Annotated in this window: 13 protein-coding genes; 6 read left to right on the plus strand and 7 right to left on the minus strand. The window is 63.6% G+C overall.

The window, feature by feature from the left end; all coding sequences use genetic code 11:
• Nucleotides 1-99: 99 nt before the first annotated feature.
• Both AB3X07_RS10140 and AB3X07_RS10145 read right to left on the minus strand, forming a co-directional pair.
• Nucleotides 100-873: an alpha/beta hydrolase gene (locus tag AB3X07_RS10140; protein ID WP_369944377.1), complete on the minus strand. Its 774-nt coding sequence runs from the start codon at nucleotides 871-873 to the stop codon at nucleotides 100-102.
• A complete protein-coding gene (locus AB3X07_RS10145) occupies nucleotides 874-1170 on the minus strand; it encodes a DUF1244 domain-containing protein (protein WP_369944378.1) in 297 nt (98 codons plus the stop codon).
• A 51-nt stretch (nucleotides 1171-1221) separates the two neighbouring features.
• Between AB3X07_RS10145 and folD the strand changes: the two genes are divergently transcribed.
• The 6 genes from folD (at nucleotide 1222) to AB3X07_RS10175 (ending at nucleotide 7871) form a co-directional block, all read left to right on the plus strand.
• Nucleotides 1222-2133, plus strand: a complete 912-nt coding sequence (folD, locus tag AB3X07_RS10150) for a bifunctional methylenetetrahydrofolate dehydrogenase/methenyltetrahydrofolate cyclohydrolase FolD (RefSeq protein WP_369944379.1) — start codon at nucleotides 1222-1224, stop codon at nucleotides 2131-2133.
• 191 nt (nucleotides 2134-2324) lie between these two features.
• Nucleotides 2325-3782, plus strand: coding sequence for an IMP dehydrogenase (gene guaB, locus AB3X07_RS10155; RefSeq protein ID WP_369944380.1), 1458 nt, complete (start codon nucleotides 2325-2327; stop codon nucleotides 3780-3782).
• A 100-nt stretch (nucleotides 3783-3882) separates the two neighbouring features.
• Entirely contained in the window at nucleotides 3883-5448 is a 1566-nt protein-coding gene (guaA, locus tag AB3X07_RS10160; RefSeq protein WP_369944381.1) for a glutamine-hydrolyzing GMP synthase, read from the plus strand.
• Nucleotides 5449-5748: 300 nt separating this feature from the next.
• Nucleotides 5749-7005, plus strand: a complete 1257-nt coding sequence (locus tag AB3X07_RS10165; protein WP_369944382.1) for a tyrosine-type recombinase/integrase — start codon at nucleotides 5749-5751, stop codon at nucleotides 7003-7005.
• A gap of 58 nt (nucleotides 7006-7063) precedes the next feature.
• Complete coding sequence (locus AB3X07_RS10170) at nucleotides 7064-7342, plus strand: hypothetical protein (RefSeq protein WP_369944383.1); 279 nt, start codon at nucleotides 7064-7066, stop codon at nucleotides 7340-7342.
• A gap of 4 nt (nucleotides 7343-7346) precedes the next feature.
• Nucleotides 7347-7871 carry a helix-turn-helix transcriptional regulator gene (locus AB3X07_RS10175; protein WP_369944384.1) on the plus strand — a complete coding sequence of 175 codons (525 nt, stop codon included), beginning with the start codon at nucleotides 7347-7349 and terminating at the stop codon, nucleotides 7869-7871.
• Nucleotides 7872-7887: 16 nt separating this feature from the next.
• Here the strand turns inward: AB3X07_RS10175 and AB3X07_RS10180 are convergent, their stop codons facing one another.
• The 5 genes from AB3X07_RS10180 to AB3X07_RS10200 all read right to left on the minus strand — a co-directional run bounded on the left by AB3X07_RS10180 (nucleotide 7888) and on the right by AB3X07_RS10200 (nucleotide 13634).
• Nucleotides 7888-8256, minus strand: a complete 369-nt coding sequence (locus AB3X07_RS10180) for a helix-turn-helix transcriptional regulator (RefSeq protein ID WP_369944385.1) — start codon at nucleotides 8254-8256, stop codon at nucleotides 7888-7890.
• A gap of 254 nt (nucleotides 8257-8510) precedes the next feature.
• Nucleotides 8511-10184: a dihydroxy-acid dehydratase gene (gene ilvD, locus AB3X07_RS10185; RefSeq protein WP_369944386.1), complete on the minus strand. Its 1674-nt coding sequence runs from the start codon at nucleotides 10182-10184 to the stop codon at nucleotides 8511-8513.
• 304 nt (nucleotides 10185-10488) lie between these two features.
• On the minus strand, nucleotides 10489-10884 hold the full coding sequence (locus AB3X07_RS10190) for a hypothetical protein (RefSeq protein ID WP_369944387.1): 396 nt from the start codon (nucleotides 10882-10884) through the stop codon (nucleotides 10489-10491).
• Complete coding sequence (locus tag AB3X07_RS10195) at nucleotides 10871-11284, minus strand: hypothetical protein (protein WP_369944388.1); 414 nt, start codon at nucleotides 11282-11284, stop codon at nucleotides 10871-10873. Before AB3X07_RS10195 ends, AB3X07_RS10190 begins: the two co-directional genes overlap by 14 nt.
• 64 nt (nucleotides 11285-11348) lie before the next feature.
• A complete protein-coding gene (locus AB3X07_RS10200) occupies nucleotides 11349-13634 on the minus strand; it encodes a TonB-dependent siderophore receptor (protein ID WP_369944389.1) in 2286 nt (761 codons plus the stop codon).
• Nucleotides 13635-13836: the final 202 nt, after the last annotated feature.

Below are 13836 nucleotides of genomic sequence, written 5' to 3' on the forward strand. Positions count from 1 at the left end.
ACCGCGAATTTGTAGGAGTGGCGTCAGCCGCGACGGGCGTTACCTGTGGCTCTGGTCGCGGCTGAAGCCGCTCCTACGGGGTGTGTGGAGGGGGGCGCTTCAGCGCAAGAACGCCCGCAAGGCCTGCCCATAACGCGGATCGGCGCTGATGTCGTCGTGCCCGGCGCGAGGCAGCTCGACCAGCGTCGGCGCTTGCGGCAGCGCGTCCAGCAGCCGTTGCGTGCTCGACGCCGGGATCACCTGGTCGCGCCCTGCGCGCAGTACCAGCAGCGGCCCGCGGTAAGCGCGCAGCGCGCTGGCGGAGTCGTAGCGATCGCGCAGCAGCCAGCGCACCGGTGCCCACGGATAGTGCGCTTGCGCGGCCGAGGCCAGGCTGTCGAACGGCGTCACCAGGATCAACCGCGCCAACGGCCGCCGCGCCGCCAGTTGGCTGGCGACGCCGCTGCCCAGGCTGCGCCCGAGTACGGCGATCTCGGCCTGCGGCTGCGCGGTGCGCACGTGGTCGTACAACGCCAGCGCATCGCCGACCAGCGCCGCCTCGCTGGGCGCGCCGTCGCTGGCGCCGTAGCCGCGATAGGCCAGCAGATACACGGTGTAGTCGGGCAGCAGTGGCGCCAGCTGCGCGCGGGCGTGGCGCAGGTCCTCGGCATTGCCGCCGAAATACAGCAGCACCTTGTCGCGTCCGGGATTGACGCGCCAGCCGCGCAGCGCCAGGGCGGGGCCACGCTGCAACGCGAAGTCGGTCTGGGCCGGCGCCACCCGCGTCGTTTGCGGGAAATACAGCAGGTCGCGCTGGCCGAAATAGAGCAGGGCGCAGACCACCAGGTAAGCGGCGATCGCGATCGCCGCCACGATGCCCAGGGGGCGCACCATCTACGGGTGCCGGCGCTGCGCGTCGGCGAAGGCCGCCAACTGCTCCGGGGTGGCCTCGGCCTGGTGCTGCGCCTTCCACTCGGCGAACGGCATGCCATAGACGCGCTCGCGCGCCTGCTCCTTGCTCAGGACCTCGCCTTCGGCGGCGGCGGCCTCGCGATACCAGTCGGCCAGGCAGTTGCGGCAGAACCCGGCCAGGATCATCAGATCGATGTTCTGCACGTCGGGGCGGTCCTGATTGAGGTGCTGCAGCAGGCGGCGGAAGGCGGCGGCCTCGATGCGGGTGGTGTCGGTCATGGCGGAATCGGGGACAATGGACATCCCCCGACTCTACACCCGCCCGCCCCGATGACCGATTCCGCGTCCGCCTCCTCCGTCCCGGCCCGCATCCTCGACGGACGGCGCATCGCCGACGACCTGCTCGACCAGCTCAAGGCCCGAGTCGACGCGCGGCTGGCGGCCGGGCAGCCGCGGCCCGGACTGGCGGTGGTGCTGGTGGGCGGCGATCCGGCCTCCACGGTGTACGTGCGCAACAAGCGCCGCGCGGCCGAGAAGGTCGGCATCGAGGCGTTCGACTACGACCTGCCGGCCGGTACCAGCGAAGCGGAACTGCTGGCGTTGATCGACCGACTCAACGCCGATCCCAAGATCCACGGCATTCTGGTGCAATTGCCGCTGCCGGGCATCCCCGACGCCAGCCGGCTGATACATCGCATCGATCCGCGCAAGGACGTGGACGGCTTCCATCCGGAGAACGTCGGCCACCTGGCGCTACGCGAATTCGGCCTGCGCCCGTGCACGCCGCGCGGCATCGTCACCCTGTTGGCGCACACCGACCAGCCGGTGCGCGGGCGCAACGCCACCATCGTGGGCGTCAGCAACCACGTCGGCCGGCCGATGGCGCTGGAACTGCTAATCGCCGGCTGCACGGTCACTTGCTGCCACAAGTTCACCCCGCCGGAGGTGCTGCAGGCGCGGGTGCGCGATGCCGACATCCTGGTGGTGGCGGTGGGCCGGCCGGGGCTGATCCCGGGCGAGTGGGTCAAGCCTGGCGCGGTGGTGATCGACGTCGGCATCAACCGCCTGGACGATGGCCGCCTGGTCGGCGATGTCGGCTTCGACGCGGCGGCGCAGCGCGCCAGCTGGATCACCCCGGTGCCGGGCGGGGTCGGGCCGATGACGGTCGCCACGCTGATGCAGAACACGATCGAGGCCGCTGATGCGGCCGGGAGTCGGGAATCGGGAGTCGGGATTCGTTAAGGGCAACAGCAACGGCGCATGCACGGCCTATCCGGGGTGCATCGGGATCGGCAGGCCATCGAGCGGCAGTCTGACAGACAGGCATATGGCCGATTGCGCAGGGCTCCGCCGTTGCGAATCCCCACTCCCGACTCCCCAATCCCCGCCCCAATGCGTTAAAATGCCGCGCTTCCCCACACTCGGGTCCGCCGATGCTCCGCATCCAGGCTGAAGCTCTCACGTACGACGACGTCTCGCTCGTCCCCGCCCATTCGACCGTCCTGCCCAAGGACGTCAGCCTGGAAACCCGGCTGACCCGCGACCTGCGCCTGAAGCTGCCGATCCTGTCGGCGGCGATGGACACGGTCACCGAGCACCGCCTGGCGGTGGCCATGGCCCAGCTCGGCGGCATCGGCATCATCCACAAGAACCTGACCCCGGCGCAGCAGGCCGCCGAAGTGGCCAAGGTCAAGAAGTTCGAGGCCGGCGTCATCACCGAGCCGTTCACGGTCGGCCCGGAGACCACCATCGGCGAGGTGCTCAAACTCACCCGCGCCCGCAACATCTCCGGCGTGCCGGTGGTGGACGGCAGCGAGCTGGTCGGCATCGTCACCAGCCGCGACATGCGCTTCGAGAAGAAGCTCGACGATCCGGTCCGCCACATCATGACCAAGAAGGATCGCCTGGTCACCGTGCGCGAAGGCGCCAGCGACGAGGAAGTGCTGCAACTGCTGCACCGCCACCGCATCGAGAAGATCCTGGTGGTCAACGATGGCTTCGAGCTGCGCGGCCTGATCACGGTCAAGGACATCCAGAAGAAAACCGACAACCCCAACGCCGCCAAGGACGCCGCCACGCGGCTGCTGGTCGGCGCCGCGGTGGGCGTCGGCGGCGATACCGAACAGCGCATCGAACTGCTGGCCGCGGCCGGCGTGGACGTGGTCATCGTCGACACCGCGCACGGCCATTCGCAGGGCGTGATCGAGCGCGTAGCCTGGGTCAAGAAGACCTACCCGCAGTTGCAGGTGATCGGCGGCAACATCGTCACCGGCGACGCCGCGCTGGCGCTGATGGACGCCGGTGCCGACGCGGTCAAGGTCGGCGTGGGCCCCGGCTCGATCTGCACCACCCGTGTGGTCGCCGGCGTCGGCGTGCCGCAGATCACCGCGATCGACATGGTCGCCGAGGCGCTGCAGGACCGCATCCCGCTGATCGCCGACGGCGGCATCCGCTATTCCGGCGACATCGGCAAGGCGCTGGTCGCCGGCGCCTCCACGGTGATGGTCGGTGGCCTGTTCGCCGGCACCGAGGAGGCCCCGGGCGAGGTCGAACTGTTCCAAGGCCGCAGCTACAAGAGCTACCGCGGCATGGGCAGCCTGGGCGCGATGGAGAAGGGCAGCAAGGACCGTTACTTCCAGGACGCCTCCGACGCCGACAAGCTGGTGCCCGAAGGCATCGAAGGCCGCGTGCCGTACCGCGGCCCGCTCAGCGGCATCATCCACCAACTGATCGGCGGCCTGCGCGCGACCATGGGCTACGTGGGCTGCGCCACCATCGAAGAGATGCGCACCAAGCCCAAGTTCGTCACCATCACCGGTGCCGGCCAGCGCGAGAGCCACGTCCACGACGTGCAGATCACCAAGGAACCGCCGAACTACAGGATGGGCTGATGCCCATCCGGGAATGGGGAATCGGGAGTCGGGAATCGATGAACCAGCGTCTGCACCGCTTTGCCCATTCCCGATTCCCCGTTCCCGATTCCCGGCCTCAATGACCAACATCCACAGCGACAAGATCCTCATCCTCGATTTCGGTGCGCAGTACACGCAGTTGATCGCGCGGCGCATCCGCGAACTCGGCGTGTACTGCGAGATCTGGGCGTGGGACCACGATCCGGCCGAGATCGCCGGCTTCGGCGCCAAGGGCATCATCCTCTCCGGCGGCCCGGAATCGACCACGCTGCCGGGCGCGCCGGCCGCGCCGCAGGAAGTGTTCGACAGCGGCCTGCCGATCTTCGGCATCTGCTACGGCATGCAGACCCTGGCCGCGCAGCTCGGCGGCGACACCGAAGCGGCGGACCAGCGCGAGTTCGGCCACGCCGAAGTGGATGTGATCAATGCCGACGCGCTGTTCTCCGGCCTGAGCGATCATCCCGGCAGCGCGCGCCTGAACGTGTGGATGAGCCACGGCGACCACGTCTCGCGGGTGCCGCCGGGCTTCACCATCACCGCCGTCACCGACCGCATCCCGGTCGCGGCCATGGCCAACGAGGCCAAGCGCTGGTACGGCGTGCAGTTCCATCCGGAAGTCACCCACACCCTGCAGGGCCAGACCCTGCTGCGCCGCTTCGTGGTCGACGTGTGCGGCTGCGCCACGCTGTGGACCGCGGCCAACATCATCGACGACCAGATCGCCCGTGTGCGCGCCCAGGTCGGCGACGACGAGGTGATCCTCGGCCTCTCCGGCGGCGTCGATTCCTCGGTGGTCGCCGCGCTGCTGCACAAGGCCATCGGCGACAAGCTGACCTGCGTGTTCGTCGACACCGGCCTGCTGCGCTGGCAGGAAGGCGACCAGGTGATGGCGATGTTCGCAGAGCACATGGGCGTCAAGGTGATCCGGGTCAATGCCGCCGACCGCTACTTTGCCGCGCTGGAAGGCGTCAGCGATCCGGAAGCCAAGCGCAAGATCATCGGCAACCTGTTCGTGGAGATCTTCGACGAAGAGTCGAACAAGCTCCGCAACGCCAAGTGGCTGGCGCAGGGTACCATCTACCCGGACGTGATCGAGTCGGCCGGCAGCAAGACCGGCAAGGCCCACGTCATCAAGAGCCACCACAACGTCGGCGGCTTGCCCGAGCACATGAAGCTGGGCCTGGTCGAGCCGCTGCGCGAACTGTTCAAGGACGAAGTGCGGCGCCTGGGCGTCGAACTCGGCCTGCCGCGCAGCATGGTCTACCGCCATCCGTTCCCCGGCCCCGGCCTGGGTGTGCGCATTCTCGGCGAGGTGAAGCGCGAGTACGCCGAACTGCTGGCCAAGGCCGACGCGATCTTCATCGACGAACTGCGCAAGGCCGATCTGTACGACAAGACCAGCCAGGCCTTCGCCGTGTTCCTGCCGGTGAAGTCGGTCGGCGTGGTCGGCGACGCCCGTGCCTACGAGTGGGTGATCGCCCTGCGCGCGGTCGAGACCATCGACTTCATGACCGCGCACTGGGCGCACCTGCCGTACGACTTTCTCGGCACCGTGAGCAACCGCATCATCAATGAGCTGCGTGGTGTGTCGCGGGTGGTGTATGACATTTCGGGCAAGCCGCCGGCGACGATCGAGTGGGAGTGATTTGAGGTCCTTCGCGGACTATCGCCAGCTATCGAAAAATCGCCACAACCTTTTGATCTGAAAGGGAAATGGTTGCGACTGCTATCGGTGACTATCGCCGGCTAGCAGAAAAATTTGACGGTATAGGTGACGGCAAAAAACGCGGCCGGATTCAGTCGTTCTCATTCACTATCCAGACTTATACCGTCTTTGACGGTAAAAGTTTTCTCGGAAAAGCTTGTTTCATGCGGCTTTCCGAGCATCAGCAGGCCTCCAGGTCCCTGACGGTAAAAGCCGTCGGAAAAACCGGAGAAAACCTCGATGCTGACCGATGCTGCGCTACGAAATTTGAAGCCCAAGGCCAAGCCCTACAAGGCTTCCGACCGTGATGGGCTTTACGTGACGGTACTGCCGAGTGGTACCGTCACCTTCCGCTACGACTACCGGCTCAATGGCCGCCGCGAGACCTTGACCCTGGGGCGCTACGGCGCTGGCGGTATCTCGCTGGCGATGGCGCGCGAACTGCTGCTGGAGGCGCGTAAATCGGTCCAGGCAGGCATCTCTCCCGCGATCGAGAAGCAGCGGGCCAAGCGGCGGGTTACCGCCATCAAGACCTTTGGGGCGGCGATGGATGCGTGGTTGGCCAATGCGAGGTTGGCCGACAGCACGCGCGCCATGCGCAAGCACATCATTGACCGAGACATCCTGCCGGTCTTCCGCAACCGCCTGCTGACCGAGATCCAGGCGGATGACCTGCGGGCTCTGTGCAACAAGGTCAAGGAGCGTGGTGCGCCGGCGACGGCGGTCCAGATCCGCGACATCGTCAAGCAGGTCTATGTCTATGCCATCGCCCAGGGCGAGAAGGTAGAGAACCCGACGGATAGCGTCAGCGCTTCATCGATCGCCACCTTCACGCCGAAGGACCGCGCCTTGTCGCCGCTGGAGATCCGGCTGATGCTGCAACAACTGGAAGCGGTGGCGACCTATCCGACGATCAGGCTGGCGTTGCGCCTGGTTCTCCTGACGCTGGTTCGCAAGAGCGAACTGATCCATGCCACCTGGGACGAAGTGGATTTCGAGCGGAAGACCTGGACGATTCCCAAGGCGCGGATGAAGGGGCGCAATCCGCACGTGGTCTACCTGTCGAAGCAGGCGCTCGACATCTTCGTGACGTTGCATGCGTGCGCAGCGGGTTCGAGGTTCGTTTTCCCGTCTCGCTACGATGCAGAGCGCTGCATGTCCAACGCTACGTTGAATCGGGTGACACAACTCATCGTCGAAGAAGCCAGGAGCAAGGGCCTGCCGCTGCAGCCGTTCACCGTTCACGACCTTCGACGGACAGGTTCGACGCTGTTGAACGAGATCGGATTCAACCGCGACTGGATCGAGAAGTGCCTTGCGCACGAGGATGGGCGCTCGTCGCGATCCGTCTACAACAAGGCCGAGTACGCAGAGCAGCGGCGGCACATGCTGCAGGAGTGGGCCAACCTGGTCGGTGCCTGGGAGGAAGGAAAGGACTACGTTCCGACGCTGATTCCAAGGAACGTGGTCGTACCCGGACTGAGCGCGGTGGCATGATTATGCGTTGGTTGTCACTTGACAACTATGGTGGTCGCCAGCACACTGGAGACCGCTGATGGTTCGTCCCTCCCATCCGAAGAAGGAAGTCGAGGAGGCGCTTCGGCATGCCGAAGGGCAGGGCTGGCGCGTCGAGGTCGGCGGAAGCCATGCGTGGGGGCGGATCTATTGCCCTTACAACGACCAGGAATGCCGCTGCGGCGAGTTCTGCATCACCAGCGTGTGGAGCACGCCGAAGAGCCCTGGCAACCATGCACGCGCCTTGCGGCGCGTCGTTGACAACTGCACCACGCACAGCCGCCAGCAGCTCGATGCTGGCGAGGGCACCCAGGAGTAGCGCGATGGAATACACCTTCACCCTGAAGTACCAACTGGCTGACGAGGACCGCGACACCGATGCGCTGGTCGAGCGCTTGGGCGAGGCCGGCTGCGACGATGCGCTGGTCGGCATTGGGCAGCCGGGGCGCCTGGCGCTGGAGTTCAACCGCGAGGCGGTCGATGCCGGGGAAGCTGTGCGCAGCGCATTGGCTGACGTACGCGCGGCGGTGCCTTCGGCACGCCTGATAGAGGTGGCGCCGGACCTGGTGGGGTTGACCGACGTGGCCGAGATCGTGGGCGTGTCGCGGCAGAACATGCGCAAGCTGATGCTCGCGTATCCCGGGAGTTTCCCAGCGCCGGTGCATGAGGGCAGCACGTCGATCTGGCATCTGGCCGACGTGCTGGCCTGGCTGCAGGCTCGGGGAGGTTATGCGCTGACGGAGGATGTGCTGGACGTGGCGCGCGTGGCCATGCAGGCCAATGTGGCGAAGGAGCGTCTGCGGCTGCCGAAGGCGGCGGCCAAGGAACTGGAGACCTTGGTCGGATGAATCGTCCTGCGCACGGCTAGATCTTTTCCGAACCCGCCCGGACAGGGCGGGTTTTTCGTTGGCGGACGTCTGGTTTGACTATGCCAGTGCGAGCGGCCTGCTTGCGTTGCTCGATCCACGCTTCCACTTCGGCCAGATCCCATACGACACACCGCGGCGTGAGGTTGAAGCGCCGCGGGAACTCGCCCCGGCGCTCCATTTCGTAGATCGTCGTTTCGGCCAGCGGCACCATCTGATGTAGTTCGTGACGTCGGATGGTGCGGCGAAAGGGAAGGGTGCCGCGCTGGGGGAACTGCGGCAGTGCCTCGTAGGCGTGCGTGCCCGGGACGGGCAGGGGCTGGGCTGTGTTGCTGTCCTCAACCGGTGTCTGTGATCTTTGTTCCACCTAGACCTCCATCGGTTTTGCTGCATGGAGGTATGGTGGTTTTCGGTGGCTATCGGCACAACCAGTTGGGGCGTAGAAAGGATGCGGCGAGCAGGATCGTGCCGATGTGCCGGTCCACTATCGGCGTCAGCCAGCTTCGGACTGTTCCTCCGGCATATCGATGATGGCGAGGTGGCCTGCCGACCACCTTCCTGGTTGGCGTTCAGGACGTCTTTTAATAGCGCGGCTGACGATGACACATGCGTCTCGCAAATCTATCCAGTGCATGCGCCTCTGGATGCGGGCATCGCCAGCTGAGCAAACTTTGCTAGCACACCTCTGCTATAGCGGGGCTCCGGTGGGTTCCAGCGGGCCCTTCGCTCTTGCAGATGAGCCTCGTCTACATTCAGCTGCAGCAACTGGCGTTGGGCATCAATGGTGATGGAGTCGCCCTCCTCAACCAAAGCAATGGTTCCGCCCACGAAAGCTTCGGGTTCGACGTGCCCGACCACCATGCCCCACGTACCGCCGGAGAATCGTCCGTCGGTGATGAGGCCAACGCTCTCTCCTAAACCCTTACCAACCAGTGCAGAGGTCGGTGCCAGCATTTCAGGCATGCCTGGTCCGCCCTTAGGTCCCAGGTAGCGCAATACGAGCACGTCACCGGCTTGGATGCGGTCATCGAGGATCGCCTGCATAGCACTGCCTTCATCATCGAAGACGCGCGCCGGACCGGTGATGGCCGGGACCTTTAGCCCACTGATTTTGGCGACGGCGCCCATGGGGGCAAGGTTGCCTTTGAGGATCGCCAGGTGACCTTGGGCGTAGAGCGGTAGGTGAAACGGCAGAATTACGTTCTGATCGGCTCCCGGCTGAGCAGGAACGGCTGCCAGCTCTTCTGCCAGGCTACGTCCAGTGATCGTGAGGCAGTGACCATGCAGCAGCCCCGCTTCAAGCAGCATCTTGAGCACCTGTGGGACACCTCCGGCCCGGTGCAGGTCGGTGGCTACATACTGTCCAGAAGGTTTGAGATTGCAGATGACCGGAACTTTGCGCCGGACTCTTTCGAAGTCATCCAATGTCCAGTGCACGTCAGCAGCGTGAGCTATAGCCAAGTAGTGCAGGACCGCATTGGTTGAACCGCCTGTGGCCATGATCAGCGAGACCGCATTTTCGATCGAATCGCGCGTAATGATGTCACGGGGTTTAATGTCAAGCTTCACGGCGTTTACCAACGCCCTTGCCGACGCCACCGTACTGGCAATCTTTTCTTCGTCGGGGTTGGCCATGGTCGATGAGTACAGCAGGGACATGCCCAAGGCCTCGAAGGACGAACTCATGGTGTTGGCCGTATACATTCCTCCGCATGAGCCAGTGCTGGGACAAGCGTTGCGCTCTATCCCGTCGAAATCCTCTTCGCTCATGCGGCCGGCCATGAGTTCACCGACTGCCTCGAAGGACGAAACGATGGTCAAGTCCTGATTTTTCCAGCGCCCCGGCTTTATCGTGCCACCATAAACATAAATCGCCGGAACATTGGTGCGGGCCATGGCTATCATGCCGCCTGGCATGTTCTTGTCGCACCCTCCAATCGCCATGATGCCATCCATCCATTGACCTTGCACACAAGTTTCGATGCTGTCCGCGATTACTTCCCGGGATATCAACGAATACTTCATGCCCTCGGTTCCCATGGACATCCCATCGGAAATGGTGGGAGTGCCGAATACCTGAGGATTACCGCCTGCATCGCGAACCGCCTTGATCGCTGCGTCTGCGAGACGCTGGAGACCGGCATTGCAGGGCGTGATGGTCGAATGACCATTCGCTATACCGATCATCGGCTTTTCGAAATCGGATTTTTCATAGCCCATCGCGTAATACATCGAACGATTGGGTGAGCGTGATACGCCTTGGGTAATATTCTTAGAGCGCGTGTTGTACGGCATGGGGTCCTGGTGGAGAGTTATTCAATCAAGCGCGCAATTTTAGGATGATTCCTCGTGGTGTGGGCCTTCGGCGAGCGAGATTGCCTCATTTTTTGCGGGCAGACCTCCTGCTGTCTCAATCGCCTCCTCACGCGAAGTGGCTTGAGGAAGGAGTATGGTCCGCAGGAACCCACAGCTCCTTCTGCAGGCCCCTGATTGGCGTAAGCCTCCGCGTGACTGTGCGTTCCAGCCTTAACAGCGCCATCAGCGCGAGGCTTGAGATCCCTACGATATTGGGCGGCGACGTGGGGCATTGTTGGCGAGGTTAAATACCTTTTGATGAAAGTAATTCTTCTGCCATTTCTACCGCCTGCTCACGCGAAGAAGCAAGCAGGAGGGGATAACCCCAGAACTTTGCAAAGACCGTCGCGAAAGCCTTGAAACCCAGACGCTTTGCCGCATTGGGTTCGATCAGGATCATTGCCTGGACGAGCTTTCGCAATTCAGTCTTGTGCTTTTTCATCCAGAGCGCGGTTCGCTTCTTTTCCTCTGGCGTGTGCTCATGGTCGTCCCCCTCAGGCGCGCTATCACTCAGGATCACGAAGGGTTCACCGCGCCGCAAATTGGCCTCGAATTCGTCGAAGTCCTTCTGGTCGTCATGTCCGGGTTCGTGCGAGAAGCTCACCCAGACCAAGGGAAAGTTCGAACTATTCATGGACATGTGTAACTCCTTTGCCTGCGATATGGCGCCAGGTGACTGCTACGGCAAACGCGCCGGGCAGGGTGATGAAGAGGATGGCCGCGAAGGTGACATGCCAGCCGTCACGCAGTCCGTCTGCAATCCCCCCGAGTGTGCTCAGGGCGACGAGCAGGCTGCCGGCGACCAGGGTGATCCAATCGGTCCTGCGGGTTCCGATCAGTGCAAGAAGCACCGTGGCTATCCATAGGCCATAGAATGCGGAAACGACCCATAACGTACCGGTGTCAAACGTGAGGGCAGGTGTCGCTCCGCGCACCCGGACGAACTCGTTGACATAGAAAAACAAATGGAGTGTCGCGGACAGCACGACGCCGATGGCTGTCGCCAGCCAGAACAGTGCGACCTTGTTGGGATGGTTCATTGGTACTACTTGGGTAGAGGTGGGAGGCATGAACACTTTTCTCGATGGTTCGGGCTGCGGGTGATCAATACCTGTAGTCCAGCGTCACCATCACGTTGCGCGGGGCGCCGTAGCTCACCGTGTCGAAATCGCCCTTCTGCAGCGCGTATTTCTTGTCGAACACGTTATTGACGTTGATCGCCACGTTGGTCTTCTTCGTGATGGCGTAGCGAGCCATTAGCGATACCAGGGCATATGGGCTTTGCTGCCCTCCTAGCGAACTGGTGCCTGTATTGGGAGCCTGGTAGAAGCGGCTTTGCCATTTGGCGCCGGCACCCAGCGTCCACTGGTTCCATGTTCCCGGCAATTGGTAGGTGGTGAAAAGCTGCGCGTTGGTGCGCGGCAGTTGCGAATTAAGGCGGACGTCATCGCCATCATGTGCCGAGAAGTGGGAGACGCCTGCGTAAACGTTCCAGCCACGCGCCAGTTCGCCCTGCACATCCAGTTCGATCCCGCGCGACTTCGTCCCGTCCGCGCCTCTGTAGGCAAGGGCCCCGCTCGGGGTAAGGGTGCCGGGGACCATCTGTGCTGCGTTATCCAGTTCCGTCTCGAACAAGGCCACCGTGGTATTCAGGCGTCCGTCCAGGTAGGCGCCTTTGAGGCCGATTTCCTTGGTCTTTCCCTTGGATGGGGTGAGCACGTTGCCGTTGCTGTCCCGGTAGTCGGTTTGTGGATTGAAGATGCCGGTGTAGCTGGCGTAGGCCGAATAGGTGGTGTTGATGTCATAGACCAGCCCGGCGTACGGAGTGAATTCGCCGCGCTTTTTGTAGTGCACCGCCGTACCACCAGCGGTGTCGTCGATTTCATAGTTGCTGAAACGCCCGCCGATGATCAGTTTCAGTGGATCAGCCAGCGAAAACCGCGCTGCGCTATAGACACCGCTCTGCTTGATTCGGGTGCGAGTCGGAATCCAAGCCATCGCACCGAAGTCGGGCCGGGGAGTGGCTGGGCGCAGCGTATAGACGTTCACCGGCATGAAGCCCGCCGGGAAGGGCGCCACATCCTCCTGGCTGGCCGTGCGATGCGAGTCCGTCGCGCCAATTACCAGGTCGTGCTGGCGGCCCAGCAGATCGAACTGGCCGCTGGCCATGACATCGAAGCTGTTCTGACGGCTACGCCCCTGCGATGCCAGCGCGACCGGATAAGCGCCGGCGGGAAACATGCCCAGCCCGGTGGCGCGATCGGGGCGGCCGCCCAAGGTGATCAGTTCTGCATCGGTTTCGGTGCGGTATTGGTTGGCAATGGCCCGGAGGTTCCAGCCGTTGTCAAAGCGGTGCTCGATCTCGGCAAATCCCGTCTTGAGCGTATTGTCGAAGTGGCTCCAGTCTTGGCCATAGCTTTTGGAACGTGGATAGTCCACCTGCGTGCCATCGCTGAACCACAGCGGCAAGCCGCCCCAGGTGGCCCCTTTCGGCGTGATGTCCTGGTAGTCGTACCCCAAGCTCACGGTCGTGGCCGCGGTCAGGTCGGCCTCGACGATACCGTAGGCGGCCTTCCTTTTCGGCTTGTAGCCATCGATGTATGAGTGGCCGTCCTGAGACGTTCCCACAAGGCGTGCGCGAATGCGGCCGTCGGCGGTCAACGGCGTGGAAACGTCGGCCATGCCCCGATAGGTATCCCAGCTCCCGGCACCCAGCGAGGCGGACGCCGAGACGTCACGGCTCGGGCGCTTGCGTACCAGATTGATGGCAGCCGACGGATTGCCGGTGCCGGTCAGCAAACCCGAGCCGCAGCGCACGACCTCGACGCGGTCGTAGAACGCTGTGTCGAGCGCACCGATGCCGCTGCCATTGACGGTGTTGCCGATCACCGTGGGAATGCCGTCGTACTGGACGTTGTTGATCAGCAAGCCGCGCGAATAGAAGCTGGTGCGTTCGCTGTCGGATTGGTACGCGGCGATGCCGGTGGTGCTTTCCAGCACGCCCTGCACCGAATTCAATTGCTGATCGTCCATGCGCTGGCGGGTGATCACCGTGACCGACTGCGGCGTCTCCTTGAGCGACAGCGGCAGGCGCGTGGCTGCCCCCGTCTCGCCGGTGGTGTAGGAGCCTGTGCCATCTGTGGTCGCTGCATCCGCCCGACCCGTGACGGAGACGGCCGGAAGGGTGGCCTCCTGCGGCTGCGCAGGCCCGGCTGCGCATGCGCCCTGCGCGCTGGCGAAAGCGACCGCCGCGACTGCCGAGCTCAGCACGCTGCGGGGGGCCATCCTGCGGGCGCTCCGGGTGGACCCATCCAGTCCGGGAGGGGCGGAGCGCATGGCACGCATACCGATTTGCCACTGGAGCCCTTCAGCATCCTTGAGATTGCGCATCAAATAATACTCATTAACATTTGAATGCGTAATTTGACAGCGAAATGAAGTTGGCTCGATAGCGAATTCAGGCCAAAACATTGTCCGTTCAGGCCACGGCCCAGTCGGTGTTTTTGGCTGAAATGACAAACAGTCTGGCTTGAGTTCGCAAGATGGATGCGGGCGAAACGGATAGGCTGATCCCACAATGCAGCGCAAGAGG

It is taken from the genome of Xanthomonas sp. DAR 35659, from assembly GCF_041242975.1.
GTDB classification, from domain to species: domain Bacteria; phylum Pseudomonadota; class Gammaproteobacteria; order Xanthomonadales; family Xanthomonadaceae; genus Xanthomonas_A; species Xanthomonas_A medicagonis.

What these genes read in the sequence shown, in the direction of transcription:
- AB3X07_RS10145 (WP_369944378.1), bottom strand. Translation starts at nt 1,170, where the DNA reads ATGACCGACACCACCCGCATCGAGGCCGCCGCCTTCCGCCGCCTGCTG.
- ilvD (WP_369944386.1), bottom strand. Translation starts at nt 10,184, where the DNA reads ATGCCGTACAACACGCGCTCTAAGAATATTACCCAAGGCGTATCACGC.
- AB3X07_RS10200 (WP_369944389.1), bottom strand. Translation starts at nt 13,634, where the DNA reads ATGCGCAATCTCAAGGATGCTGAAGGGCTCCAGTGGCAAATCGGTATG.
- folD (WP_369944379.1), top strand. Translation starts at nt 1,222, where the DNA reads ATGACCGATTCCGCGTCCGCCTCCTCCGTCCCGGCCCGCATCCTCGAC.
- AB3X07_RS10170 (WP_369944383.1), top strand. Translation starts at nt 7,064, where the DNA reads ATGGTTCGTCCCTCCCATCCGAAGAAGGAAGTCGAGGAGGCGCTTCGG.
- guaB (WP_369944380.1), top strand. Translation starts at nt 2,325, where the DNA reads ATGCTCCGCATCCAGGCTGAAGCTCTCACGTACGACGACGTCTCGCTC.
- AB3X07_RS10140 (WP_369944377.1), bottom strand. Translation starts at nt 873, where the DNA reads ATGGTGCGCCCCCTGGGCATCGTGGCGGCGATCGCGATCGCCGCTTAC.
- AB3X07_RS10165 (WP_369944382.1), top strand. Translation starts at nt 5,749, where the DNA reads ATGCTGACCGATGCTGCGCTACGAAATTTGAAGCCCAAGGCCAAGCCC.
- AB3X07_RS10175 (WP_369944384.1), top strand. Translation starts at nt 7,347, where the DNA reads ATGGAATACACCTTCACCCTGAAGTACCAACTGGCTGACGAGGACCGC.
- guaA (WP_369944381.1), top strand. Translation starts at nt 3,883, where the DNA reads ATGACCAACATCCACAGCGACAAGATCCTCATCCTCGATTTCGGTGCG.
- AB3X07_RS10195 (WP_369944388.1), bottom strand. Translation starts at nt 11,284, where the DNA reads ATGAACCATCCCAACAAGGTCGCACTGTTCTGGCTGGCGACAGCCATC.
- AB3X07_RS10190 (WP_369944387.1), bottom strand. Translation starts at nt 10,884, where the DNA reads ATGTCCATGAATAGTTCGAACTTTCCCTTGGTCTGGGTGAGCTTCTCG.